The organism is Neobacillus sp. D3-1R (assembly GCF_052180215.1).
Lineage (GTDB): Bacteria > Bacillota > Bacilli > Bacillales > Cytobacillaceae > Pseudoneobacillus.
In genome coordinates this window covers 4342490-4368410 of the sequence record NZ_CP197471.1, presented here as the reverse complement: position 1 = coordinate 4368410, position 25921 = coordinate 4342490, and the positions used below count along the sequence as shown (strand labels likewise).

Sequence of the window (25921 nt, the reverse complement as noted above, 5' to 3'; positions counted from 1 at the left end):
TCCCCCACTTTTTATTATTTGATTGCCCCTTTTGTAACCCCGCTGATGATCCATTTTTGAGCGAAGATATAAACAATGATCATTGGTGCTAGAGCCATTAAGTAAGAAGCGAATGCTAAATTGTAATCTGTACTAAATTGTCCTTGGAACATATATTGAACAAGTGGTAATGTTGCCATATCGCTGTCACTTAATAGAACAAGCGGAAGCATAAAGTCATTCCAAGCCCAGAGACAAGTTAAGATTCCAACGGTTGCATTCATAGGAGTTAATAATGGGAAAATAACTTTCCAAAAAACTCCCCAAGTACTTGCTCCATCGACAATGGCTGCCTCTTCAAGCTCTTTTGGTATCGATTTCACATAGCCTACATACACAAAAATATTGAAAGCTAATCCATAAACGATATATAACAAAATTAATCCGTATACATTATCCATGCCCCAAGCACTTGTTTGTTTGACGATTGGAAGCATGATGATCGGAAATGGAATAAACATCGCACTAACAAAATAGTAGTACAAAAATTTAAAGAACTTTTTATGCATATTACGAGCGATGGCATAAGCGACCATAGAATTCGTAAGAAGTGTAAAAATCACCACGACCACTGTAATTAAAAAACTATTTTGGAATGCATTAAAAAAGTTTGTTATTTCAATGGCATCTAAAAAGTTTTGGAATCTCCACTCTTTCGGTAATGCAATTAACGAATTGGCTGTCTCCTGAGGAGTTTTTAGCGCGATTGAAATGGTGATATAAAGTGGAAATAAAATCAGTAAAGAACCTAAAATTAAAAGGGTTGTAATGAGCCAGTTGTTTTTTGAGGTCTGCATTACATATCCACCTCTCTTCGTTGTAACACTCTAATTTGAAAGACAGAAATAACGACAATGACAATAAAATAGATAACAGCGTTAGCAGACTGATAAGCAAATTCCCCACCCTCAAATCCGCCTCGGTAAATAAGTAGTGAGATGGATTCGGTTGATTGTCCAGGTCCACCGCCGGTCATCGCTATAATTTGGTCAAAGACCATTAAGAAGCTTTTCATTGCTAAAACCATGTTAATCGTGAAAAATGGTGCAATCATCGGGAAGGTAATGCTCCAAAATTTTCTCCACGTACCAGCTCCGTCAATGCTTGCTGCTTCGTAAACATCAGAAGGAATGGTCACAAGTCCTGCTAAATAGAGAATGGTATTAAAGGCCACGGACTGCCAAACAGCTACAATGACAATCCCCCACCATGCTAAGTCAGGGTTCCCGAGTATATTGTTTGTTAAAACTTCAATCCCCAATTTTTCCCCTAATAAAGGAATTAATTGAGAAAAAAGAAAGTTAAAGATATAACCGATAATTAAAATACTTAAAATATTAGGCAAGAAATAAATGGCACGTAAGGTTTTTTGAAACTTTATTTTTGAATTTAACCCCATGGCAATTAATAAGCTAATTACATTTACAAGGATAGTCGTAACGATCGCAAATTTAAAAGTAAATAAATAAGCATGTAAAGCACGATCATCCTTAAATACATTGAAATAATTTTTTAATCCAACAAAGTTATAATCGCCGTATCCACGCCAATCCGTAAAGCTGTAAAAAATACCTTGTAACGCAGGATATGTATGGAAAACAAAGAAGAAGACTACTGCAGGAATGGCCATTAGTAAATAAGCTGTTTTTTGCTTTTGCATCGAATCACATCCGCTTTTCATGTTGTTTTAAAGGAAGAAAGGATAAGCAGTCTTATCCTTTCTTCCTTTTTTTAAATGTTAACGACTTTGAACTTTTTCCCACTCTTTATCCATTTTTCCTAAGAACTTGTCTGTATCTTTTTTCATAAGGAATTCTTGGATAAGGTTAGCTGCTTGCATACCTGCTGGATAGTAGTGATCAGGGAAGCTTGTAATGGCACCTGTTTCAAAGTTGGTTTTAATTCCTTCAAATGTTGGATCTTCTTGGAATACCCCTTGAACAGCAGAGAATGCAGCTTGTTCATTTATATAGGTTGTAGCAGTTTCTTCATTTGTCATGAATTCGATAAATTTCATTGCTTCCTCAGGGTGCTTAGCATCCTTATTCATGGTTAATAACACGTCAACACCAGATACTAGTTTATTTTGTGCTGGGTCATTATTCACAGGCATTGCAAATACTCCTAATTGAATATCTGGGTTCGCTTTTTTAATTTCAGGAATCGCCCAGTTACCTTGTAAATACATCACGCTTTCACCTTTTGCAAAACCAGTGTTACCATCACCATAAGCTTTACCAAAGATATCTTTTTGACCATATTCCGTAAGCTTTAACATTTTTTCAGCTACTGGTTGATAGTCCTTTTTAAAGCTTGCATCACCAGCGTTTTTCTTACTTGCAAAATCAGAACCAGCCGCATTTGCTGCAATAGAGTTCCATGGAATCATCGCTGTCCAAGCATCTTTTAATGTTAAATAGAAGGCAGGTTGTCCAGCTGCTTTTGCTTTATCCGCAATGGCAATAAATTCATCCCAAGTTGTCGGAACGGTTACACCAAGCTCATCAAACTTTGCTTTATTGTAAATAACCGCATTTGCGTTTGTAGCGTAAGGGATACCAAATACGCCTTTCTTTTCATCTCCTACAAGCTTTCCAACCATTTCAATGTAAGCCGGTTGAATTTTTTTCACTATATCAGAATCTGAAAAATCCTTTAATACGCCGGCACGTGCGATTTCACCGTAAGTTGCATTTCCCCCGATAGACATAAGGTCTGGAAGGTCATTCTTAGTTAAGCGTGTTTTAAGAACGGTTTCAGCTTCAGGTGGTGCATTTAATTCAATATCGATATTTGGGTTTTCAGCTTCGAATTTCTTAATAAGTGCTTTGTAAGTATTAATACTTTCTACTTTGTTAGAGAAAAGCTCTAATTTAACTTTTCCATTTGCACCTTCATCATTATCCCCGCCGCCACAGGCAGCTAATAAGGAAGTAGATAGGGCTGCTACAGCTAAAACAGAAGCGAATTTTTTTGTTTTCAATTTCATGTTGATTTCCTCCTCATTTTCACTTTGTGTTTAGTATGTTTACGTAAACGTTTACGTAATTCACGAAAAAAAATTATTTTACACTTTTTCTCTCTATAATCGTATGAGGCATAATTCTGCTTTCTACGGATTCACCCGTTTCGAGCATTTTAAAAAGCATTGTTGCTGCTTTTTCACCCATTTCTTCTAATGGCTGGGAAACGGTAGTCAGCGGAGGAATCGTCATTTCCGCCAATGGCAGATTATCATATCCAATAACAGATAATTGATCTGGGACATTGATTCCTTTTTCGGTTGCGGCTGATATCGCGCCACAAGCCATTTCATCACTAGCAACGAATATAGCGGTTAAATCAGGTGCCTTTTCAAGTAATTGAGGCAATGCCTGATAACCATCTGCAAATAAAAAATTATCTCTGCATACAATATTTTTTTCGTTTTCATTCAATCCATGAAGGCGTAAGGCATCTAGAAAACCATCCATTCTTGGCTGACCTGCTATGATATCTTTTGGATTTCCACTAATCATACCAATCTTTTTATGTCCCTTTTTTATTAAGTAATCGGTTGCAGAAAATGCTGCATGTCGATCATTTACTTTTACATATGGGATAGAATATTGGTAGGATTCAGTGGACACGAGAACAACGGGAATTTTCATACTGGAGATAACCTTATAATATTCCTCAGTAATCATTTCACTGACAAATATGATTCCTTCAATCCGTTTTTCTTGTAAAACCTTCAAATATTTTAGTGTTTTTTCTCCATCAGCTGAAGTATTACAAACAATCACACTTGATCCCCTCTGATGGACCGTTTCCTCTACACCTTTGAGTATTTTAGAGGAAAACATACTTGATACTTCAGGAAAAAGAACCGCAATGGTTTCCGTGCGTTTACTAATTAAGCCGCGTGCCAATGCATTTGGTTGGTATTCTAATTCTTCGATTGCTTTTAATACTTTTTCTTTCGTTGCGGGTGAATACCCCCCAAGATTATTAACCACTCGTGAGACCGTTGCTATCGACACATTTGCGTGCTTAGCTACATCTTTAATATTTTTTATGTTTGTCACCTACCTTTAGGTAAACGTTTACGTTACTCTTTACGTTTACATCTTAGCACTTTGTGCAACCCCTTACAACTATTTTGTTATTGATATTTGTGACAACCTATTGAAATGTTGGTGACTAGTGTAAAGACACCTGTTAAAATGAGTGTGAACTTATAGTTTTGAAAGCAATCATTATATTTGGACAAACTACTATTGGAATAGAATAGTGATATGTCAGTGGGAGGACAACATGGGAAAAAGAGGCGAAATTTCTAACCGAAGACTCTTAAGTATTGCTGGTCTTGGTTGGATGTTTGATGCGATGGATGTAGGAATCTTATCCTTCATTATTGCAGCATTAAAAGTCGAATGGGATTTATCTGTGGAGCAAATGGCTTGGATTGGAAGTATCAATTCGATTGGGATGGCTGTCGGGGCCTTTATTTTTGGAGTAATGGCTGACCGTATTGGTAGAAAAAGCGTCTTTATCCTCACTTTATTACTCTTTTCTGTCGGAAGTGGCGCTTCAGCTTTTGCGACTAGTTTATCGGTATTTTTGATCTTACGTTTTCTGATTGGGATGGGATTAGGAGGAGAACTTCCGGTTGCTTCCACCTTAGTTTCAGAATCCGTTCCGGCTGAAAAGCGAGGAAAAGTGGTTGTGTTATTAGAAAGTTTCTGGGCAGGAGGATGGCTAGTTGCTGCTATTATTTCTTATTTTGTCATTCCAAAGTTCGGCTGGCAGGCGGCCCTTTTAATTAGTGCCATTCCTGCATTCTACGCCTTGTACTTACGGTTGAAGTTACCTGACTCACCGAGATTTACTTCTATACAATCAAAAGAGAGATTATCGGCGTTTCAAAGTTTAGCGAAATTATGGTCGAAGGAATATGTTCGTGAAACGACCATGCTTTGGATTCTTTGGTTCTGTGTCGTGTTTTCATACTATGGAATGTTTTTGTGGTTACCAAGTGTGATGGTTATGAAAGGTTTTAGCTTAATAAAAAGTTTTCAATATGTGCTGATTATGACTTTAGCTCAATTACCAGGCTATTTTTCAGCTGCTTGGTTAATTGAAAGAAAAGGAAGAAAGTTTGTTCTTATCACGTATTTAATCGGTACCGCTATCAGTGCTTATTTCTTTGGTTTTGCTGAAAATTTACCATTGCTGATTACATCAGGGATCTTTTTATCCTTTTTCAATCTTGGTGCATGGGGGGCTTTATATGCCTACACACCAGAGCAATATCCAACGGTGATTCGTGGAACGGGAGCGGGAATGGCGGCATCCTTTGGCCGAGTTGGTGGAATCCTAGGTCCTCTTTTAGTCGGTTACATGGTTGCTAGGGAAATTGAAATCACCATGATCTTTACCATTTTCTGTGTATCTATCTTAGTTGGAGTTGCGGCTGTTTACTTCTTAGGGAAAGAAACGAAGAATAAAGAGTTGGTATAAGAGGGATGTTTGATTGTTTATTTGTTTGTTGCCACAGTCCTGTTTAGGGGCTGTGGTTTTTATATTGTTTGGAAGTATTTTGAAAATGTGTGACAAAGTCGGAAACATTGCTCATTTATACGGATAACTCCTTTGTAAAGTCGGATAAGTGGGTGAAATGGTCGGATAAGTCAGTCAAAAAGTCGGATAACTAAAATGAAAGGTTTATCTAGGCCTCTTGGAGGGCATAAACACCTCTTTTTTTGGAAAAAGATCAAACAAAACGTTAAACATACAAAAAAATCCCGAAAACGATTCAGATTCGTGAACGTTTTCGGGATTTTTCATCTAATTTTTAAAGTTTAAACGAACTTTTTAATGACACGATTCGGTTGATGACGATTTTTTCAGCTGATGTTAGCTTTGAATCAACATTGAAGTAGCCGTGTCTAAAGAATTGGAATTTATCTTGTGGTTGAACATCCTTCATATTTGGCTCTACAAAGCCTTGTAGGATTTCTAGAGAGTTAGGATTTACCTTATCTAAGAAGGTTTTATCTTCCTCATCATCAGAAGCTTCCTCATCTAAAATTAATGGTTCGAATAGACGGAATTCAGCTGGTACCGCTTGTGTAGCTTCTACCCAGTGAATGGTTCCTTTTACTTTACGGCCGGTAAAGCCTGTGCCACTCTTGGTTTCAGGGTCATACGTACAACGTAATTCAATCACATTTCCATCTGCATCCTTGATAACTTCCTCACACTTAATAAAGTAAGCATGCTTTAGACGCACTTCATTTCCTGGGAACAATCTGAAATACTTAGCTGGAGGATTTTCCATAAAGTCATCCTGCTCAATGTAGATTTCTCTTGAGAATGGGATTTGTCTCATACCCATTTCAGGAACCTCTGGATTAATTTCTGCATCTAACATTTCAACTTGACCTTCAGGATAGTTTGTAATCACAACTTTTAATGGATTTAAGATCCCCATGGTACGTGGAGCTTTTAGTTTTAAATCTTCACGCACAAAATGCTCAAGCATTTGTGTATCCACGACTCCAGTCGTCTTCGCGACTCCGAGCTCACGAACGAAAGTTTTAATGGCATCTGCTGTATAGCCTTTTCTTCTTAAACCAGAGATAGTTGGCATACGAGGATCATCCCATCCATCGACAAATCCTTCTTCGACTAACTGCTTTAATTTACGTTTACTCATAACCGTATTCGTTAAATTTAAGCGGCCAAATTCAATTTGTTGTGGTTGGCTGTCCATTTCGCAGTTTTCAACCACCCAGTTATAGAATGGACGTTGGTCCTCAAACTCTATGGTACAAATCGAATGAGTAACATCTTCCATGGCATCTTCCAAAGGATGAGCGAAAGCGTACATAGGGTAAATGCACCACTTATCCCCTGTGTTATGGTGGTGTGTATGTGAAATACGGTAAATAACAGGATCACGCAGATTGATGTTAGGGGATGACATATCAATTTTCGCACGTAATACTTTTTCCCCGTTTTGGAATTCACCTTTACGCATGCGTTCAAATAGGTCTAGGTTTTCTTCGATGGAACGGTTGCGATAAGGGCTTTCCTTACCAGGCTCTGTTAAAGTTCCACGATATTCACGAATTTCATCCACGCTTAAATCGTCGACATAAGCGAGTCCTTTTTTAATTAAAAGAACAGCACGATTATACATTTCTTCAAAATAGTCCGAAGCAAAGAAAAGTCCTTCCCAATCAAAGCCGAGCCATTTTACATCTTCTTTAATCGCTTCAACAAACTCTGTGTCCTCTTTTAATGGGTTTGTATCATCGAAACGCAAATTGGTTTTCCCATTAAATTCGTCTGCTAAATCAAAGTTAATCACGATGGATTTCGCATGGCCAATATGTAAGTACCCGTTCGGTTCAGGAGGAAATCGAGTGACAACTTTCTCTCTCTTTCCAGTCTTTAAATCATCAATCACAATATTTCTTATAAAATTTGCTGGATTGTGCTCCAAGTTTTTCAACCTCTTTCGCTAAGCATTCAATAACTGTATATATAACATAATTCACAACAATTTTCCATGGACCTTAAGGAAAAATCCCTTCTTTAGGTACATCATAAGGAAAAGGCCAATCTATTTGATTAGCCTCTATGATCAATTGGATATTGTCATTCTACCATTTTCCTCTTTTTAAAAACAAATAAGGGTTACCATAATTGGCTAAATAGCCTTTGGTCGATTAAGTTGGTATCAATCGGACATGTGGCGGAGTCACGTCCATATTGCCATCCCCAAACATTTGCTATACACGGAGGTTTTTTAGGCTGGTAAGCAGGTGCCTGACGTGATTTGGTGACACCTGTTTGTGGCTCTGCACTCCAAAGAATTAATTGTTTGGCCACTTCTTTATTTTCCTGAACAGCTTGACAATAGGCTGCTGCAAATTCACCTTGAATCGGATCATGATAAATGCCGGCTTTATAGGTGCTTTTGTACATGACATCAACATAACCCTTGATCCAATCTTTATCTACATTGAAAAATCGCTCCACATTAGCAAAAATAACCGTTCCTGTTGGGACACCAATTCTTTTGGCATGGAAGGTCGCATTTTGAGCCACCACCCTGCCTTTATCATAGCCTATGGCTTCGCTAAAGTTATTGTAAATCGGTACAATCTTTGTGCCGCTATTGTGAAGTAACTGGACTTCCTCCTTGGTTAATTCCTCCGAGGCATTCTCCACTCTTGTTAAATATCTGCCCCAATAGGCAGGCTTTCCGTATTTTTTCAAAACACAGTTATAAAGGTCTGTTGTCACCTTTGCTGCTGAATCAACTCCCCAAATATATCTCAATATTCATCTTCCTTCCGTCTAACAAAATCTCCACTCTACGATATATATGAAGAAAAAGAAAATAATTGATGAATTTTATGCATCTAAATTTATTTGTTTCCTTGCAGCGGGATAAAGCTGTTGCTTTAGTTTATTTTTATGCTCCTCAAAAAGCAGCTCTAAGCCAACCATTGCTAAGGAAAGGAAGTTGGCATAATTCTTTTTTACCTCCCATTTCAGTTCGTTTTTACCGCAAATACTATATTCATTTAATTCCTTAAATTCTCGTTTCAAGGATTCAAGGTCTTTAGGGTCTATACTTGGGGATTTCTCCATTAGTTCATCGATGCTCCTAATATAGGCTTGAGATTTTTCAATCTTTGATTCGATATCCGCATGAGTATGCTTGTCAATGAGCTGGTATTGTAATTTAAAATCATTTAATCGTTTGGCAGATTCATAAGTGGCATCGACGATTGTGTCTCGATTCATTTCTTTTGTTTCATAGCTGAGCATATGCTTCCACGAAGGCTGAGTAATGGCCTTGCGATGGTCTTCTAATGTATGACAGTGTTTAATATAGCCATATCTTTCAGGATTTTCGAAGGCGGCGCTTGCTGGATCTAAAAAAGGTGCTAAGGGGGCAACAAAATAAGCTAATCGGCTGTCATGATGACAATGATTATGGATTTCTTCACAGAAATCGATATTGGCGACCGCACTTTCCTTTGTTTGCCCAGGGATCCCAATCATAAAAAATAAATCAATTTTGGAACAGCCGTGTTTCAGTGCTGATTGTAGGGTTTCGATTACCTTTTCATTCGTACAGTGAAATTTACCATTCAGCAATCTGATGTTTTCATCAAAGGTTTCCAGTGTCAGCTCTAGGCTATACTTGGGAACAGCGGACTGAATTTTTCTAAAAAACTCTTCATCTGCATATTGAAATAATTCAAAAACTAATTCATTTTTCAAATGGATGTTCTTTAAGCCTTCCATTAATTCGTCTACGTAGTTTGCGCCGCCTTGACGGATATCGTGAAGAATAAAAATAGGTGCACGGCTAAATCGCTGGATAAAAACAATATCTTCTATTAATTTGGTGGGTGATCGTAAGGCTAAGGACTGGCGCTGGCAATTCTGGTGGTAGGCATCTTTGGAGCCGCCGCAAATTAAACAATTTTGCGTACAACCCCGAGCGGTTAAGATCGCCGTATTTGGATATTGGAGCCATTCTTTATAGGGAAGAGGATCTAAAAAGTTACGATATTTAAAAACAGAACGAATCGTATAGCGATAACCTGGTATATCGAACTCATCAAGATGGCTTGGAACATAGGTGAGCGGATTCACGTTCATTTCATGTCCCCTTTTCCAGGTTAAATTAGGGATCAAATCAAATTCATCTACTTGGTCTTCGAGGTCATTCATCAGCATAAGCATTAATTTCTCCGTTGAATCGCCGCGGACAACAAAATCAATAAATGGGTATTGGATTAATGCTTTATGGAAGTAGGTTGCGGATAAGCCGCCAAATATGATGGGAGTGGTGGGATGTAAGTTTTTGACTAACTTGGCCAGTTCAATACTTCCATGTGCATGGGGAAGCCAGTGCAAATCAATGCCAAATGCTTTTGTTTTGATATGGGTTAATTTCTTTTCTACATCAAACTTATCATCAAGAAGCATTCTGTTAGCGATATTGATGATTTTCACCTTTAATCCAAAGCGTTCAAGGTAATCGGCAATACTTGTTAATCCAATAGGATACATTTCAAAGACGGGAGAAGATGGTACAACATCACTAATGGGGCCAGCTAGAATAGAATTTTTACGAAAATCATAGACGCTCGGCGCATGTAAAAGAACTAAGTCATATTTCATGCTAAATCACCCTTTAGAAGCAAATTTTATAAAATCGGAATGCAAGTGGCTGGAGAGGAAATTAATTTACAATATAACAAAGCCTTATGAAAAAAAGATTTCTTTTTTCAATCCTTTTGTTAGGGAAGGATGTCTGATTATGATCTAGGAGATTATTCTCATATTGTTCAGAACTGTTGGAGGGATCTTTTGAGGGGTTAATAAGATAATTCAATAATCAATTAATTCCTGTTTATTATTATTTTACCATATAACTTTGCAAGGAAATGTGTCGAATAAGAGAAGGTTTTTTAGTACAAAAGTATTATTAAATATATTCCATTTGCTGAATAGGCAAGAGATGGATGTCTTGAGATAATAAGAGAAACAAATCATCTTTGGTTTGTCCCAGCATCGGTCAGTGCATTGTCATTGGACTGGTCTGGGTTTTTTGTCCTATTTTTCCATATATCCATATTTTTGGTTTGAGCTTTTGGTTATTAGGGTATAGGATTATATTAATTTACTGAATATTTGGAATTAGCATGGCCGTAAGGGGGGAGAAAATGCCTAACACTGCAATCATACAAAAGAAGGAACGTAGGGCTCGGATTAATATCTTTGTCATCTCTTTAATCGGGTGGGTCCTTATTTTTACATATGGGTTTATGGGGCTTCAGGAACCTAGAAATGTAGGGATTCTGATTCTATTGTTTCTTTTTTTAGTGACGGTAGAATTTTTCCCAATACCTGTATGGCGAGGTTTTACATCGATCGCTTTTCCCATTGTTTATGCCATTTTAGTCATGCAGGGAATATCGTTTGCTATTACGGCTTACTCCCTAGTTGTGTTTGGCGGATATTTGTTGAAAAGGCGTCCGCTTCGGATTGTCTTTTTTAACCCTGCACAGCTGGCTATTAGCTTTTTGGGCGCTTATTGGTTGGCAGAAGCGTTTCTTCCTTTTTTTAAGGAGTTTAATGAGTCTAGAATCATATTAGGAATCATTCACTTTTCTCTCATGATTGTCCCATTTTATTTCTTTAATAATTTAATTGTTGATTATATTTTATTTCTACGACCACAAACGTATACGTTTGCAGCTTGGAAGCAAAAAACGTTACAGGAGTTAAATAGTTTAGTTATTTCGTATATCTATTTAGTTCTTTTTATTGTGTTAGGCAATCAAAATCGCGGTGAGATTGATTTTGTTGCTTTCTTTTTCTTTTTTTCACCTTTAGTTGGTTTAGCATTGTTGAGCTCCAGCATCGTGAAGCTTAGAAAGGAAAAAGCACGATTAAAAGCTCTTTTTGAGATGTCCTCTGAATTAAATAAAATCATGCCTTCAAAGGAATGGCTGCATTTTTTACAAAATAGTTTACAAGAGTTTATTGATGTAGATGCATCGATTCTCTGGATTTGCGAAGACGGAGAATGGAAAAGAAAATTTTCAATGGGCTCAACTAAAGGGCAAAACCCTTTATCCCAATCGGCCATTGAAGCTTTTGAACAGATGAAACAAATTACCATTTATCATGATACAAGGAAAAATCCTGGTCCCTGCGCAGATTCCTTTGATAAAGAAATAGTAGCTAGTTTATATGCGCCTCTCTTATTTGAGGATGAGATTGTCGGAATGTTTGTCTTTGGCCGTAGCCGGACGCGAAGCTTCAACGAAGAAGATATCCAGTCTGGGGCTACCTTAGCCAATCAGTTAGCCATTGTGATCAAAACAAAAATGCTTTTTTCCGAGCAGGAAAAACGTCTCATCCTTGAAGAACGTAATCGTATTGCACGAGACATCCATGACGGTGTCGCCCAGTCTCTTGCTGGTGCTGTCATGAAATTAGAAACAGCCGAACGGAAATTTTTCAAAACACCTGAAGATTCCTTAAAACTTATGCAGGAAAGTAATGAAAAATTAAGAAAGAGTTTAAAAGAGGTTCGGGAATCAATTTATGCTTTAAGACCGTATCCTACGGAGCGAATTGGGTTGATGTCGGCTATCCATTCTCGTATTGCCTTAATCCAAAAGGAGAACAATGTCGCCATCTATCTGGAAAGGAGAGGCGTTGAATATTCTTTAAGCTCCATGGTTGAAAAGGTTATTTTTGATATTTTTCAAGAAAGTGTTCAGAATGCTATAAAGCATGCAAAAGCAACAACGATTGATATTTTAATAAGCTATCAAAGCGAGCATATATTTTTAAAAATTAAAGATAACGGCTTAGGATTTTCTTTATTCCAAGCGATGATAAAGGCACGGAACGAACCTCATTTTGGCATTTTACAAATGAATGAATCTGCGGAGAGAATTCATGCCTCTTTACAGATTGATAGCAAAGAAGGGGAAGGGACAGAGATTAGTTTAACCGTTCCCCGTATGGGAATTGAAGGGGGAATGGAAAGTGATCAAGCTTATGCTAGTCGATGATCATGCGGTGTTGCGTGATGGTTTGAAAAATATATTGGGGATGGAAGAGGATATGGAGGTGGTTGGAGAAGCCGTATCTGGCAACGATGCCCTTCAAAAGCTAGAGGGTTTTAATCCTGATGTCATTCTGATGGATATTAATATTCCTGAGAAAAATGGAATCGAAGTGACGGGGCTTATTAAAAAATCACACCCCCAAATCAAAATTCTCGTCTTAACGATGCATGACCATGATGAATACTTTATGTCTGCAATTCGCGAGGGTGCGGATGGATACTTGCTGAAGGATGCTCCTTCTCAGCATGTGGTCGATGCGATTCGTTCCGTTGTCAAAGGCCAATCGGTGATCCATCCGTCCATGACCAAGAAGTTTTTAAACTTCCAACATGAGAAGCCGGAACCGGAAAGGGTCGATAAGGATTTACAACTCACCGAACGTGAAAAAGAAGTCCTGCTTTGCCTCGTTCAAGGGATGAACAATAAAGAGATTGCTTCAAGCTTGTTTATCAGTGATAAAACAGTGAAAATTCACGTCAGTAAAATTTTTAAAAAGCTTGATGTTAAAAGTCGTTCGCAAGTCGTGATTTATGCGGTGCAAAATCAGCTGGTGCCGCTGCCATAGGTTTGTGTGTGAAGGCCCCCTTTGTTTGTTGAAGGGGGCTTATTACTTTTTTCTGAAAAGTGGTCATTTTAGGTTGTTAATTGTGACAAAGTCGGAAACATTTTGATTTTAGACGGATATCGGGTGAAAAAAGTCGGATAAAACGTGTCGAAAGTCGGATAACTGCTCATGAAAGTCGGATAACTCATTTTTTCAGAAAAGGAGCTTTATAAAAAAGGTGTCCTATTACCCTCAAAATCCCTCCACTAAACCAAAAACAGAGTGGAATCTCGTAAATTTGCTCATTTACTACTTTGGTTGTATGGAAGATAGTACATTTGCAAAGCCAAGATATAGCCTCTGTAGAATAGGACTCCATACCCAAGGGTGCGATAATGAAGAAAATGGGGAAATAGGAGGTTGTTCTATGAAAATATCATCCGTTATATTGGCCATTCTGTTAATAATGGGGACGATTTTTAGTACCATCGTTCCGATTCAAAAGGCTAACGCTACGATATCATCAGCTATCATTGATGAGCAGTTAATTTCTAAGTTTACAGATTCGATTACACCTCAAGAGGTGATTGTCACCTTCAAAGATGATTCAATTTTACAAGGTGAAAAACTTACGATTTTAAAAGAGATAGGAATTTTACAAGGAATAGTACTAAAAGAACTGCCGATTGCAGGGGTTCTTGCGACAAAAGCGCAAGTAGAAGAGTTAGCCAAAAATGAACATGTGTTATCGATTTACTATAATAAGCCATTGAAATACGAAAACAAAGAAGCAACGGAATTAACGGGAGTGGACCGTCTTCGTGAAGAAGCTGCTTTTCAAAAGGCGAATGGAGGATTACCGGTTTCAGGAAAGGGTATTGGCGTTCTGATTAATGATAGCGGGGTGGACGGAACCCATAAGGATCTTGAGTTTGGTTCGCACCTTGTTCAAAACGTGCTGGGTGCGACGAATTTACATGCGCAAAATGAGTTATTACCTATTACGTATGTTGAAAATGTCCCCAATACAGACTCCAGTTCTGGACACGGTACACATGTGGCTGGGATTGTAGGTGCAACGGGTGCTATGTCTAACGGGGAATACGAAGGTGTTGCTCCAGGTGCCAGTCTAATTGGTTATGGATCAGGAGCGGCTGTAGCCATGCTTGATACATTGGGCGGTTTTGAATATGCCTTAACCCATCAAGCTCAATATAATATCCGCGTGATCACGAATTCATGGGGTGACACAAGTGACTCCAATACAGATTTTGATCCATATAATCCGATTAACATTGCCACAAAGAAGCTGTTTGACCGCGGAATCGTAACCGTATTTTCAGCTGGAAATTCAGGTCCAACAGATTCTACGATATCAGGAAACTATAAAAAGGCACCATGGGTCATTACCGTAGCGGCGGGAACGAAGCAAGGCAAGCTGGCCGATTTTTCCTCCAGAGGGGTGAAAAATAAAGGTGGTACGATAACAGTGGATGGTGAAACATGGAACTGGGCGGATGAGCCAACGGTCACATCCCCGGGAGAAGCCATTGTGTCAACGCGGGTGATTGCGCCGGTTGCTACATTAGGTGCGCCGGATGATGTAAATCTTATTCCGCCAGCCTACCTTCCGTACTATACAACGATGAGCGGAACATCTATGGCTGCACCACATGTGGCAGGAATTGTTGCTCTACTACTAGATGCAAATCCAGAATTATCTCCACTTGAAGTGAAACAAATTTTACAAAATACAGCTACGAATATACCAGGCTATGAAAGCTGGGAGGTTGGTGCAGGTTATGTCAATGCTTATGCGGCTGTTGATGTCGCTTTGAACCAACGAGCTTATGGTGAAACTTTAAATATCACACGTACCTTTAACGCCAATGCTAAAATGACAGAAACGAAGCAGTCTTTTTCGGTGGATTACAATCCGTTAATTACAACCTCCAATCAAACAACCTTTAAAGTCGGGGATGGGCAGACAGAACTAGTGGCGCGTTTTAACGCCAAAGGTCTTTTAGAAACAACAGGTAATACACTGAACCTAGCTTTAATTAGTCCAGATGGCACGAAATATTCATCGGGAATTTCGGTACTATTCCCGCTTTATATGGATCGTGCGGTACAGGTAATCAATCCAATGCCGGGTACATGGACGCTAAGCATTGAAGGGCTCGAAGGTAGTATTGCGCTTCCTGAAACGATTGAAGGGGAGATTGTATTAAAGCAATCGAGTGGATACACCGGATTAAATGATATTGCTGGACATCCAGCTGAATCCGCGATCCAGCTTGCTGTAAGTGAAAGATTAGTAGATAGCAAAAATACGAGGAACTTTGACCCAGATAAGGCATTAAAACGTGTAGAATTAGCTGATTTCTTATTGATGGGCGCGGGCGTTCGTCAGTTTTTACCGCTAGATGGTTCTAAGACTGTTACGGATGTAAAATCAGATGATCAACCTTTTGCTGAGGCAGTTTTGGCGAAAGGGGCTGCTTTAAAGGATATGGCACAGGCTACGAAAGGTGTTATGCTACCAACAGCAAATGGTTCCTTCTCTCCTGATGCAAAAGTAGACCGTCTGCAAATAGCGTATTCGTTAGTTCAAGCGCTTGGTTTAGAAGCAGAAGCAATAAAACGTTCAACGGACACTTTAACGGTTCAATATGGCGATAAGAGGGTAGCAATAAAGGATGCTTCATTAGTTCCTGCTGAATTAAGAGGATACGTTCAATTAGCGCTCGATTTAAATATTTTAAATGCCTACTTTACGGTATACCAAGGACCTTATGATTTAACTCCGACCATTGAAGCAAAGTTTGATCCGTATAAAACCGTGACACGTGCCGACTACGCTGTTACGATTACTAGATATTTTTCTAATTATCATTATTAAAAATATTATCTGAAGCTGATTGCGCTTGTTGGTGCAGTCAGTTTTTTTATAGAGATTTTTTACTGGGTGTGCATTAGTACTAAGCTTATCTACAACTTTTGGATAATAAAAGATAGGACCGACTGAACGACTATTTACATCCTTTGCTGAATAGGATTCGATACCTATTTTTCAGATAATAAAACTATGAAAATATATTTCCTTTGAAGGAGGAAGCGGAAGATGAAAAGGTTAACGGCCGTATTGTTTAGTATCCTATTGTTATTGACGCCATTATTTATTGGAATGTCTATCGTAAAAGCAGACACAACATCTGCCAAGCTTGATGCTGCACTAGTAGCTGCTTTTGAAACGACAACAGGACCGCTGCAGGCGATTGTGACATTTGAAGGAAATGAAGCCCCTTCAGCTAGTCAGCTAGACTTATTGAAAGCAGTTGGCATCACAACAGGTGTATCGATGAAGTCCTTGCCGATAGCTGGAGTTTTAGCCACAAAAGAGCAAATTCAAGCTCTTGCAAGCAAGCCAGGAATTAAGTCCATCTATTTAAATAAAAAGCTAGAGTACTATAACTATGATGCAACAGCCTTAACAGGAGTTGATAAAGCAAGAACAGATGCTGCAATGCAAAAAGCAAATGGTGGTTTCCCGTTAACAGGAAAAGGCATTGGAGTCGTTGTCAATGATAGTGGGGTGGACGGTACCCATAAGGATATCGAATTTGGGACGCATCTTGTTCAAAACGTGATGGGATCGACCAATTTAAATAGTCTAGAGCCAAGTTTATTACCAGTTAGCTATATTGAAAATGTTCCGAATACAGATTCTAACTCTGGACATGGAACTCATGTTGCTGGTACGGTCGGCGGAACGGGAGCCATGTCAGGTGGCAAATACGAAGGGGTAGCACCTGGGGCTGATTTAATTGGATATGGTTCAGGAGCAGCATTGTTTATCTTAGATAGTATTGGTGGATTTGACTATGCGCTTACCCATCAAGCTCAGTACAATATTCGTGTCATTACCAACTCTTGGGGATCATCAGGAGACTTTGATCCTAATGACCCAGTCAATATTGCTAGTAAGAAGGCATATGACCGAGGGATTACCGTCTTATTTGCAGCAGGAAATGAAGGACCAGGAGAGAATACACATAATCCTTATGCAAAAGCGCCTTGGGTCATTTCGATTGGTGCAGGTGAGAAGGATGGAACATTAGCAGACTTTTCATCACGTGGAACAAAAGGGGTTGGCGGTACGTTTGAAATGGATGGAAAGGTTTGGACATGGGAGGACCGCCCAACGGTTGTAGCTCCAGGTGTCAATATTATCTCCACCCGAGTACTGGCGCCAGTATCATCCTTAGCTATAACAGATGATGCTTCCTTAATCGAGCCAGCCTATTTGCCTTATTATACTTCGATGAGCGGAACGTCCATGGCTACTCCGCATGCAGCCGGAATTGTCGCTCTTTTGTTAGAAGCCAATCCAACCCTTACTCCAGATGAAATTAAGCAGGTTCTTCAAGACACAGCAACGAACATGCCTGGCTATGAAACTTGGGAGGTAGGCGCAGGTTATATTAATGCTTATGATGCATTGGATGCTGTATTATTTGGAACGAAATATGGTCAAACGGTAAATGCTTATCAAACGTTTAACAGCAACGCAGAGTCAACCGTTGAAAGATCGGCTTTCGAGGTAGAATATAATCCCGTTACGCTTTCTAGCAATCAATATACATTTCAGGTAGAAAAAGGACTTTCTCAGCTTGTTGGGAGAGTAGATGGAAAAGGGCTGCTCGAGCAAACAGGGAATCCTATTAATTTGGTTTTAATTGCCCCAGACGGAACGGAGTATAGTTCAGGTGTAAGTCTACTTTTTACCCTTTATTATGATCGGACTGTTTCCGTAAATTCACCAATGCCAGGAGAGTGGAAGGCGGAAATAAGAGGGTTAAGAGGCGATGAGCTAAATCCAGTTGGAGTAGCTCTTCCAGAAACGGTGCAAGGAAGCCTTGCTTTTTCAAAAGTAAGCGGGTTTTCTGGATTAAATGATATTAGTGGTCACCCGGCAGCGGATGCGATTAAGATGGCAGTTAACGAAAGACTGCTTGACGGGTATAGTGATGGTACTTTTAAACCTGACCAACTTCTTTTGCGCAATGAGTTAGCAAAATATTTAGTAATGGGCACAGGAATTCGTCAAGCTAAAGGAACAGGGGATTTAAGTGATGTTTCTGCTGCTGATACTCCCTTCGTGCAAGCGGTTTTAGCAAAAGGTGCTTCTATTCGAGATCATTCGTATACAGAAAACGGGGTTATGCTTTTAAAAGTGGATGGAACATTTGGGGCAAATGGTGAGGTAAATCGGGCTGAACTGGCTTATTCGCTTGTTCAGGCATTAGGACTTCAAGAAGAGGCTGCTGATTTTACCGGTGACCTAACCGTACAATATAAGGACAGTCGTATTCCGATAAAGGATGCTGCTACTATTCCTGCTAATTTAAGAGGTTATGTTCAACTAGCATTAAATTTGAATATCTTAAATGCCACATTTACTGTAAAGCAAGGTCCATATGATCTACAGCCTACTGTGGAAGCCTATTTTAAGCCAGAAGCAAAGGTAACACGCGGAGACTATGCAGTGGCCGCAACACGCTATTTTCAAGCGTGGTTTCAATAACCAAAACATGAGCTGATTCAAGGATTATCTTGAGTCAGCTTTTTTTAATTCCTATAGAAATAAAATGGTGCTAACCGTTCTTTTTTTTGTTAAAATTTACTAACTGAGGATTGAATCCTCATTTTTCCAATGGATAAAGATTGAAAAAAGGGAATGTAAGCGTTACACTACTATATATGTTTGAATGTGCAATCGATTGCACTTGGAATAATAACTGAAAATATACAAGTAATGAGGTAATGGTTATGAAAAAGATATGGTGGAAAGAAGCGGTAGGATATCAAATTTATCCACGCAGCTTTCAAGATTCCAACGGAGACGGAATTGGCGATTTACAAGGAATCATCTCACGTTTGGATTATATAAAAGACCTTGGTATAGATGTAATCTGGATTTGTCCAATGTACAAATCACCAAATGACGACAATGGGTATGATATTTCTGATTATCAAGATATCATGGAAGATTTCGGAACAATGGCAGACTTTGACCAGCTATTATCAGAAGTACATGCGCGCGAAATGAAGTTAATCATCGACCTTGTTCCAAATCATTCAAGTGATGAGCACCCTTGGTTTGTAGAATCTCGCTCTTCAAAAGACAATCCGAAGCGTGATTGGTACATTTGGCGTGACGGGAAAAACGACGCTGAGCCAAACAACTGGGAAAGTATCTTCGGTGGTTCAGCTTGGAAATATGATGAAGTAACGGATCAGTATTTTATGCATATTTTCTCTACCAAGCAGCCTGATTTAAACTGGGAGAATCCAAATGTACGTCATGCGATTTATGCCATGATGAGATGGTGGTTGGATAAAGGAATAGATGGCTTCCGCATTGATGCGATTAGTCATATTAAAAAACGTCCAGGTCTACCGGACATGCCAAATCCAAAAAACCTTAAATACGTTCCTTCTTTCGAAATGCACATGAATCAAGAAGGTATTCATGAATTCTTAAAAGAATTTAAAGAAGAAACGTATGGTAACTACGATGTGATGACCGTTGGGGAAGCGAACGGCGTTAAAACGCATGATGCTCATCTATGGGTAGGCGAAGAAGAAGGAAAAATGAATATGGTATTCCAATTTGAACATTTAGACCTTTGGGATGCTGAGAAAAAGAAGAAGCTTGATGTGGCTGGTTTGAAAAAGACGCTTACTCGCTGGCAAAAGGGCCTTGAAGGAAACGGTTGGAATGCTCTTTTTATTGAAAATCATGACAAGCCACGTATCGTATCTACTTGGGGAAATGACGACGAGTACTGGTACCAAAGTGCGACCTCTATGGCAGCTATGTATTTCTTAATGCAAGGCACACCGTTTATTTATCAAGGTCAAGAAATTGGGATGACGAATGTACAATTCCCTTCTATTGATGATTATGATGATGTAGCTTTGAAAAATATGTACCGTTTAAGAAGAGAAGCTGGTGTATCACATCAAAACATTATGGAAGTTATTTGGGCTTCTTCCCGTGATAACAGCCGTACACCGATGCAATGGTCTGATGAAGTGAATGCTGGTTTTACAACAGGAACTCCATGGATGAAGGTAAATCCGAACTTCAAGGAAATTAATGTTGAAAAACAAGAACAAGATCCAAATTCCATTCTTCATTTTTATAAGAAGATGATTCGTCTAAAAAAAGAGAACGACGTCTTTACGTATGGAATATATGATTTGTTACAAGAGGAAGATACACAAGTATATGCTTACACAAGAACAAGTGAGGATGATGATCAAGTGATCGTCATTGCAAACTTATCTGACGAAGCAGCTAAATTTGTTACAAATGGAATCAGATTAGATTCTGACCAACTATTATTAAATAACTATCCAGTTACTGATGCTGTAGTTGAGGAAATACTGGATCTTAAACCGTTTGAAACAAGAGTGTATCGTTTAAAATAGTATTTAAGGGCAAGCACTTATTTAAAGTGCTTGCTTTTGTATTATATTGAAATAATATTTTTTATTGAAAAGGTGTTGACGAATGGTTGGTAAGATTGTATGATAATAAACGTCGCTAAGAGATGCGAGTGATTAACAAAAACATTTTAAATAGTTCTTGATAATTTTAAATGAATTTGGTAATATTAAATCTCGTCGCAAAAAAGCGATATCGCTTTTTTAGAAAAGTGATTGACACACCGAGGGCAAGATGTTATATTAATATCCTGTCTTGAAAAATTGCTCTTTGAAAACTAAACAACCAAACATTAACAAAGGTAAGGCTTCTATTATAGAAGTTTTAAAAAAGCCAGAGTAAACTTTATGAGCTATATCAAACACTTTATTGGAGAGTTTGATCCTGGCTCAGGACGAACGCTGGCGGCGTGCCTAATACATGCAAGTCGAGCGAATCTTTAGGAGCTTGCTCCTGAAGGTTAGCGGCGGACGGGTGAGTAACACGTGGGCAACCTGCCTGTAAGACTGGGATAACTTCGGGAAACCGGAGCTAATACCGGATAATCCTTTTCCTCACATGAGGGAAAGCTGAAAGACGGTTTCGGCTGTCACTTACAGATGGGCCCGCGGCGCATTAGCTAGTTGGTGAGGTAACGGCTCACCAAGGCGACGATGCGTAGCCGACCTGAGAGGGTGATCGGCCACACTGGGACTGAGACACGGCCCAGACTCCTACGGGAGGCAGCAGTAGGGAATCTTCCGCAATGGACGAAAGTCTGACGGAGCAACGCCGCGTGAGCGATGAAGGCCTTCGGGTCGTAAAGCTCTGTTGTTAGGGAAGAACAAGTACCGGAGTAACTGCCGGTACCTTGACGGTACCTAACCAGAAAGCCACGGCTAACTACGTGCCAGCAGCCGCGGTAATACGTAGGTGGCAAGCGTTGTCCGGAATTATTGGGCGTAAAGCGCGCGCAGGCGGTCCTTTAAGTCTGATGTGAAAGCCCACGGCTCAACCGTGGAGGGTCATTGGAAACTGGGGGACTTGAGTACAGAAGAGGAAAGTGGAATTCCACGTGTAGCGGTGAAATGCGTAGAGATGTGGAGGAACACCAGTGGCGAAGGCGACTTTCTGGTCTGTAACTGACGCTGAGGCGCGAAAGCGTGGGGAGCAAACAGGATTAGATACCCTGGTAGTCCACGCCGTAAACGATGAGTGCTAAGTGTTAGAGGGTTTCCGCCCTTTAGTGCTGCAGCTAACGCATTAAGCACTCCGCCTGGGGAGTACGGTCGCAAGACTGAAACTCAAAGGAATTGACGGGGGCCCGCACAAGCGGTGGAGCATGTGGTTTAATTCGAAGCAACGCGAAGAACCTTACCAGGTCTTGACATCCTCTGACAACCCTAGAGATAGGGCTTTCCCCTTCGGGGGACAGAGTGACAGGTGGTGCATGGTTGTCGTCAGCTCGTGTCGTGAGATGTTGGGTTAAGTCCCGCAACGAGCGCAACCCTTGATCTTAGTTGCCAGCATTCAGTTGGGCACTCTAAGGTGACTGCCGGTGACAAACCGGAGGAAGGTGGGGATGACGTCAAATCATCATGCCCCTTATGACCTGGGCTACACACGTGCTACAATGGATGGTACAAAGGGCTGCAAGACCGCGAGGTTAAGCGAATCCCATAAAACCATTCTCAGTTCGGATTGCAGGCTGCAACTCGCCTGCATGAAGCTGGAATCGCTAGTAATCGCGGATCAGCATGCCGCGGTGAATACGTTCCCGGGCCTTGTACACACCGCCCGTCACACCACGAGAGTTTGTAACACCCGAAGTCGGTGGGGTAACCGTAAGGAGCCAGCCGCCTAAGGTGGGACAGATGATTGGGGTGAAGTCGTAACAAGGTAGCCGTATCGGAAGGTGCGGCTGGATCACCTCCTTTCTAAGGAATATAAGTGACTATTGGTCACAAAAAAACATTTAAATCTTTGGTGTTAATTGTTTGGTGTTTAGTTTTGAGAGAGCAATCTCTCGGTAGCTATTTATGTAGCTACTACTTGTTCCTTGAAAACTAGATAATCGTATAGAAGAAACCAAGTAAAAACCGAGTAATTGCCATTTTAGTTTCTCTCTTATTTTATAGTAAGAGAATTAACCTTTAGGTTAAGTTAATAAGGGCGCACGGTGGATGCCTTGGCACTAGGAGCCGATGAAGGACGGGACTAACGCCGATATGCTCCGGGGAGCTGTAAGTAAGCTTTGATCCGGAGATTTCCGAATGGGGAAACCCACTGCTCGTAATGGAGTAGTATCTTTACCTGAATACATAGGGTACTGATGGCATACCCGGGGAACTGAAACATCTAAGTACCCGGAGGAAGAGAAAGCAAACGCGATTCCCTGAGTAGCGGCGAGCGAAACGGGACATAGCCCAAACCAAGAGGCTTGCCTCTTGGGGTTGTAGGACACTCAACATGGAGTTACAAAGGAACGGGGTAGATGAACAGATCTGGAAAGATCGGTCAGAGAAGGTAAAAACCCTGTAGTCGAAACTTCGTTCCCTCCTGAGTGGATCCTGAGTACGGCCGGACACGAGAAATCCGGTCGGAAGCAGGGAGGACCATCTCCCAAGGCTAAATACTCCCTAGTGACCGATAGTGAACCAGTACCGTGAGGGAAAGGTGAAAAGCACCCCGGAAGGGGAGTGAAAAAGATCCTGAAACCGTGTGCCTACAAGTAGTTAGAGCCCGTTAATGGGTGATAGCGTGCCTTTTGTAGAATGAACCGGCGAGTTACGATTACATGCAAGGTTAAGTTGATAAGACGGAGCCGCAGCGAAAGCGAGTCTGAATAGGGCGAATGAGTATGTGGTCGTAGACCCGAAACCAGGTGATCTACCCATGTCCAGGGTGAAGTCCAGGTAACACTGGATGGAGGCCCGAACCCACGCACGTTGAAAAGTGCGGGGATGAGGTGTGGGTAGCGGAGAAATTCCAATCGAACTTGGAGATAGCTGGTTCTCTCCGAAATAGCTTTAGGGCTAGCCTCACGTAGTAAGAGTCTTGGAGGTAGAGCACTGTTTGGACTAGGGGCCCTCATCGGGTTACCGAATTCAGACAAACTCCGAATGCCAAAGACTTATCCGTGGGAGTCAGACTGCGAGTGATAAGATCCGTAGTCAAAAGGGAAACAGCCCAGACCACCAGCTAAGGTCCCAAAGTTTACGTTAAGTGGAAAAGGATGTGGAGTTGCTTAGACAACCAGGATGTTGGCTTAGAAGCAGCCACCATTTAAAGAGTGCGTAATAGCTCACTGGTCGAGTGACTCTGCGCCGAAAATGTATCGGGGCTAAACGTAACACCGAAGCTGTGGATTGACACCATATGGTGTCAGTGGTAGGAGAGCGTTCTAAGGGCGTTGAAGCTAGACCGTAAGGACTGGTGGAGCGCTTAGAAGTGAGAATGCCGGTATGAGTAGCGAAAGATGGGTGAGAATCCCATCCACCGTATGCCTAAGGTTTCCTGAGGAAGGCTCGTCCGCTCAGGGTTAGTCGGGACCTAAGCCGAGGCCGAAAGGCGTAGGCGATGGATAACAGGTTGATATTCCTGTACCACCTCTTTATCGTTTGAGCAATGGGGGGACGCAGAAGGATAGGGTAAGCGCACTGTTGGATATGTGCGTCTAAGCAGTTAGGCTGGTAACGAGGCAAATCCCGTTACCGTGAAGGCTGAGCTGTGATAGCGAGGGAAATATAGTACCGAAGTTCCTGATTCCACGCTGCCAAGAAAAGCCTCTAGCGAGATAAAAGGTGCCCGTACCGCAAACCGACACAGGTAGGCGAGGAGAGAATCCTAAGGTGTGCGAGAGAACTCTCGTTAAGGAACTCGGCAAAATGACCCCGTAACTTCGGGAGAAGGGGTGCTTTTTGGGGTGAATAGCCTCGAAAAGCCGCAGTGAATAGGCCCAGGCGACTGTTTAGCAAAAACACAGGTCTCTGCGAAGCCGTAAGGCGAAGTATAGGGGCTGACGCCTGCCCGGTGCTGGAAGGTTAAGAGGAGGGGTTAGCGCAAGCGAAGCTCTGAATCGAAGCCCCAGTAAACGGCGGCCGTAACTATAACGGTCCTAAGGTAGCGAAATTCCTTGTCGGGTAAGTTCCGACCCGCACGAAAGGCGTAACGATCTGGGCACTGTCTCAACGAGAGACTCGGTGAAATTATAGTACCTGTGAAGATGCAGGTTACCCGCGACAGGACGGAAAGACCCCGTGGAGCTTTACTGTAGCCTGATATTGAATTTTGGTACAGCTTGTACAGGATAGGTAGGAGCCTGAGAAGCCGGAGCGCCAGCTTCGGTGGAGGCGTCGGTGGGATACTACCCTGGCTGTATTGAAATTCTAACCCGCACCCCTCTATCGGGGTGGGAGACAGTGTCAGGTGGGCAGTTTGACTGGGGCGGTCGCCTCCTAAAGAGTAACGGAGGCGCCCAAAGGTTCCCTCAGAATGGTTGGAAATCATTCGTAGAGTGTAAAGGCACAAGGGAGCTTGACTGCGAGACCTACAAGTCGAGCAGGGACGAAAGTCGGGCTTAGTGATCCGGTGGTTCCGCATGGAAGGGCCATCGCTCAACGGATAAAAGCTACCCCGGGGATAACAGGCTTATCTCCCCCAAGAGTCCACATCGACGGGGAGGTTTGGCACCTCGATGTCGGCTCATCGCATCCTGGGGCTGTAGTCGGTCCCAAGGGTTGGGCTGTTCGCCCATTAAAGCGGTACGCGAGCTGGGTTCAGAACGTCGTGAGACAGTTCGGTCCCTATCCGTCGTGGGCGTAGGAAATTTGAGAGGAGCTGTCCTTAGTACGAGAGGACCGGGATGGACGCACCACTGGTGTACCAGTTGTCTTGCCAAAGGCATCGCTGGGTAGCTATGTGCGGACGGGATAAGTGCTGAAAGCATCTAAGCATGAAGCCCCCCTCAAGATGAGATTTCCCATAGCGCAAGCTAGTAAGAACCCTGAAAGATGATCAGGTTGATAGGTCAGAGGTGGAAGCGCGGTGACGTGTGGAGCTGACTGATACTAATCGTTCGAGGACTTAACCAAAACATTTGGATATCCAAATTAGGCAAACTCGTTTTTACTTCTTCTAATACATTATCTAGTTTTGAGGGAACAAAAACCTCAACAA

The 25921-nt window shown here is 41.1% G+C and carries 13 protein-coding genes and 2 rRNA genes; 8 read left to right on the top strand and 7 right to left on the bottom strand.

Annotation, left to right across the window (positions count from 1 at the left end):
- Positions 1–14 precede the first annotated feature (14 nt).
- From ACSBPO_RS21940 to ACSBPO_RS21925, 4 genes are all read right to left on the bottom strand, one after another.
- Complete coding sequence (locus ACSBPO_RS21940) at positions 15–836, bottom strand: carbohydrate ABC transporter permease (protein WP_442597092.1); 822 nt, start codon at positions 834–836, stop codon at positions 15–17.
- On the bottom strand, positions 836–1699 hold the full coding sequence (locus tag ACSBPO_RS21935) for a carbohydrate ABC transporter permease (protein WP_442597090.1): 864 nt from the start codon (positions 1697–1699) through the stop codon (positions 836–838). Before ACSBPO_RS21935 ends, ACSBPO_RS21940 begins: the two co-directional genes overlap by 1 nt.
- 78 nt (positions 1700–1777) lie before the next feature.
- Positions 1778–3028, bottom strand: a complete 1251-nt coding sequence (locus tag ACSBPO_RS21930; RefSeq protein ID WP_442597087.1) for an ABC transporter substrate-binding protein — start codon at positions 3026–3028, stop codon at positions 1778–1780.
- A 73-nt stretch (positions 3029–3101) separates the two neighbouring features.
- The gene (locus tag ACSBPO_RS21925; protein ID WP_442597085.1) at positions 3102–4106 is read right to left on the bottom strand and encodes a LacI family DNA-binding transcriptional regulator; all 1005 of its coding nucleotides are present in this window, start codon (positions 4104–4106) and stop codon (positions 3102–3104) included.
- A gap of 229 nt (positions 4107–4335) precedes the next feature.
- Here ACSBPO_RS21925 and ACSBPO_RS21920 point away from each other — a divergent pair, with 229 nt between their 5' ends.
- Positions 4336–5541, top strand: a complete 1206-nt coding sequence (locus ACSBPO_RS21920) for an MFS transporter (protein ID WP_442597083.1) — start codon at positions 4336–4338, stop codon at positions 5539–5541.
- A gap of 334 nt (positions 5542–5875) precedes the next feature.
- Here ACSBPO_RS21920 and ACSBPO_RS21915 read toward each other — a convergent pair whose 3' ends face one another.
- The 3 genes from ACSBPO_RS21915 to ACSBPO_RS21905 all read right to left on the bottom strand — a co-directional run bounded on the left by ACSBPO_RS21915 (position 5876) and on the right by ACSBPO_RS21905 (position 10236).
- Entirely contained in the window at positions 5876–7531 is a 1656-nt protein-coding gene (locus tag ACSBPO_RS21915; protein ID WP_442597081.1) for a glutamine--tRNA ligase/YqeY domain fusion protein, read from the bottom strand.
- A gap of 194 nt (positions 7532–7725) precedes the next feature.
- On the bottom strand, positions 7726–8373 hold the full coding sequence (locus ACSBPO_RS21910; protein ID WP_442597079.1) for a glycoside hydrolase domain-containing protein: 648 nt from the start codon (positions 8371–8373) through the stop codon (positions 7726–7728).
- Between the two features lie 75 nt (positions 8374–8448).
- Entirely contained in the window at positions 8449–10236 is a 1788-nt protein-coding gene (locus tag ACSBPO_RS21905) for a TIGR04190 family B12-binding domain/radical SAM domain protein (protein ID WP_442597077.1), read from the bottom strand.
- Between the two features lie 545 nt (positions 10237–10781).
- Here ACSBPO_RS21905 and ACSBPO_RS21900 point away from each other — a divergent pair.
- From ACSBPO_RS21900 to ACSBPO_RS21870, 7 genes are all read left to right on the top strand, one after another.
- The gene (locus ACSBPO_RS21900) at positions 10782–12647 is read left to right on the top strand and encodes a GAF domain-containing sensor histidine kinase (protein ID WP_442597074.1); all 1866 of its coding nucleotides are present in this window, start codon (positions 10782–10784) and stop codon (positions 12645–12647) included.
- Entirely contained in the window at positions 12622–13269 is a 648-nt protein-coding gene (locus ACSBPO_RS21895) for a response regulator (protein WP_442597073.1), read from the top strand. Before ACSBPO_RS21900 ends, ACSBPO_RS21895 begins: the two co-directional genes overlap by 26 nt.
- 406 nt (positions 13270–13675) lie before the next feature.
- Entirely contained in the window at positions 13676–16150 is a 2475-nt protein-coding gene (locus tag ACSBPO_RS21890) for a S8 family serine peptidase (protein ID WP_442597071.1), read from the top strand.
- Between the two features lie 222 nt (positions 16151–16372).
- Positions 16373–18835: a S8 family serine peptidase gene (locus ACSBPO_RS21885; RefSeq protein WP_442597069.1), complete on the top strand. Its 2463-nt coding sequence runs from the start codon at positions 16373–16375 to the stop codon at positions 18833–18835.
- A gap of 245 nt (positions 18836–19080) precedes the next feature.
- Positions 19081–20748 (top strand): glycoside hydrolase family 13 protein, encoded by a 1668-nt coding sequence (locus ACSBPO_RS21880; RefSeq protein WP_442597068.1) that lies wholly within the window; start codon positions 19081–19083, stop codon positions 20746–20748.
- A gap of 382 nt (positions 20749–21130) precedes the next feature.
- Positions 21131–22680 (top strand): 16S ribosomal RNA (locus ACSBPO_RS21875).
- Positions 22681–22899: 219 nt separating this feature from the next.
- Positions 22900–25836 (top strand): 23S ribosomal RNA (locus ACSBPO_RS21870).
- The 16S and 23S rRNA genes sit together here, the layout of an rRNA operon.
- The last annotated feature ends 85 nt before the right edge of the window (positions 25837–25921 follow it).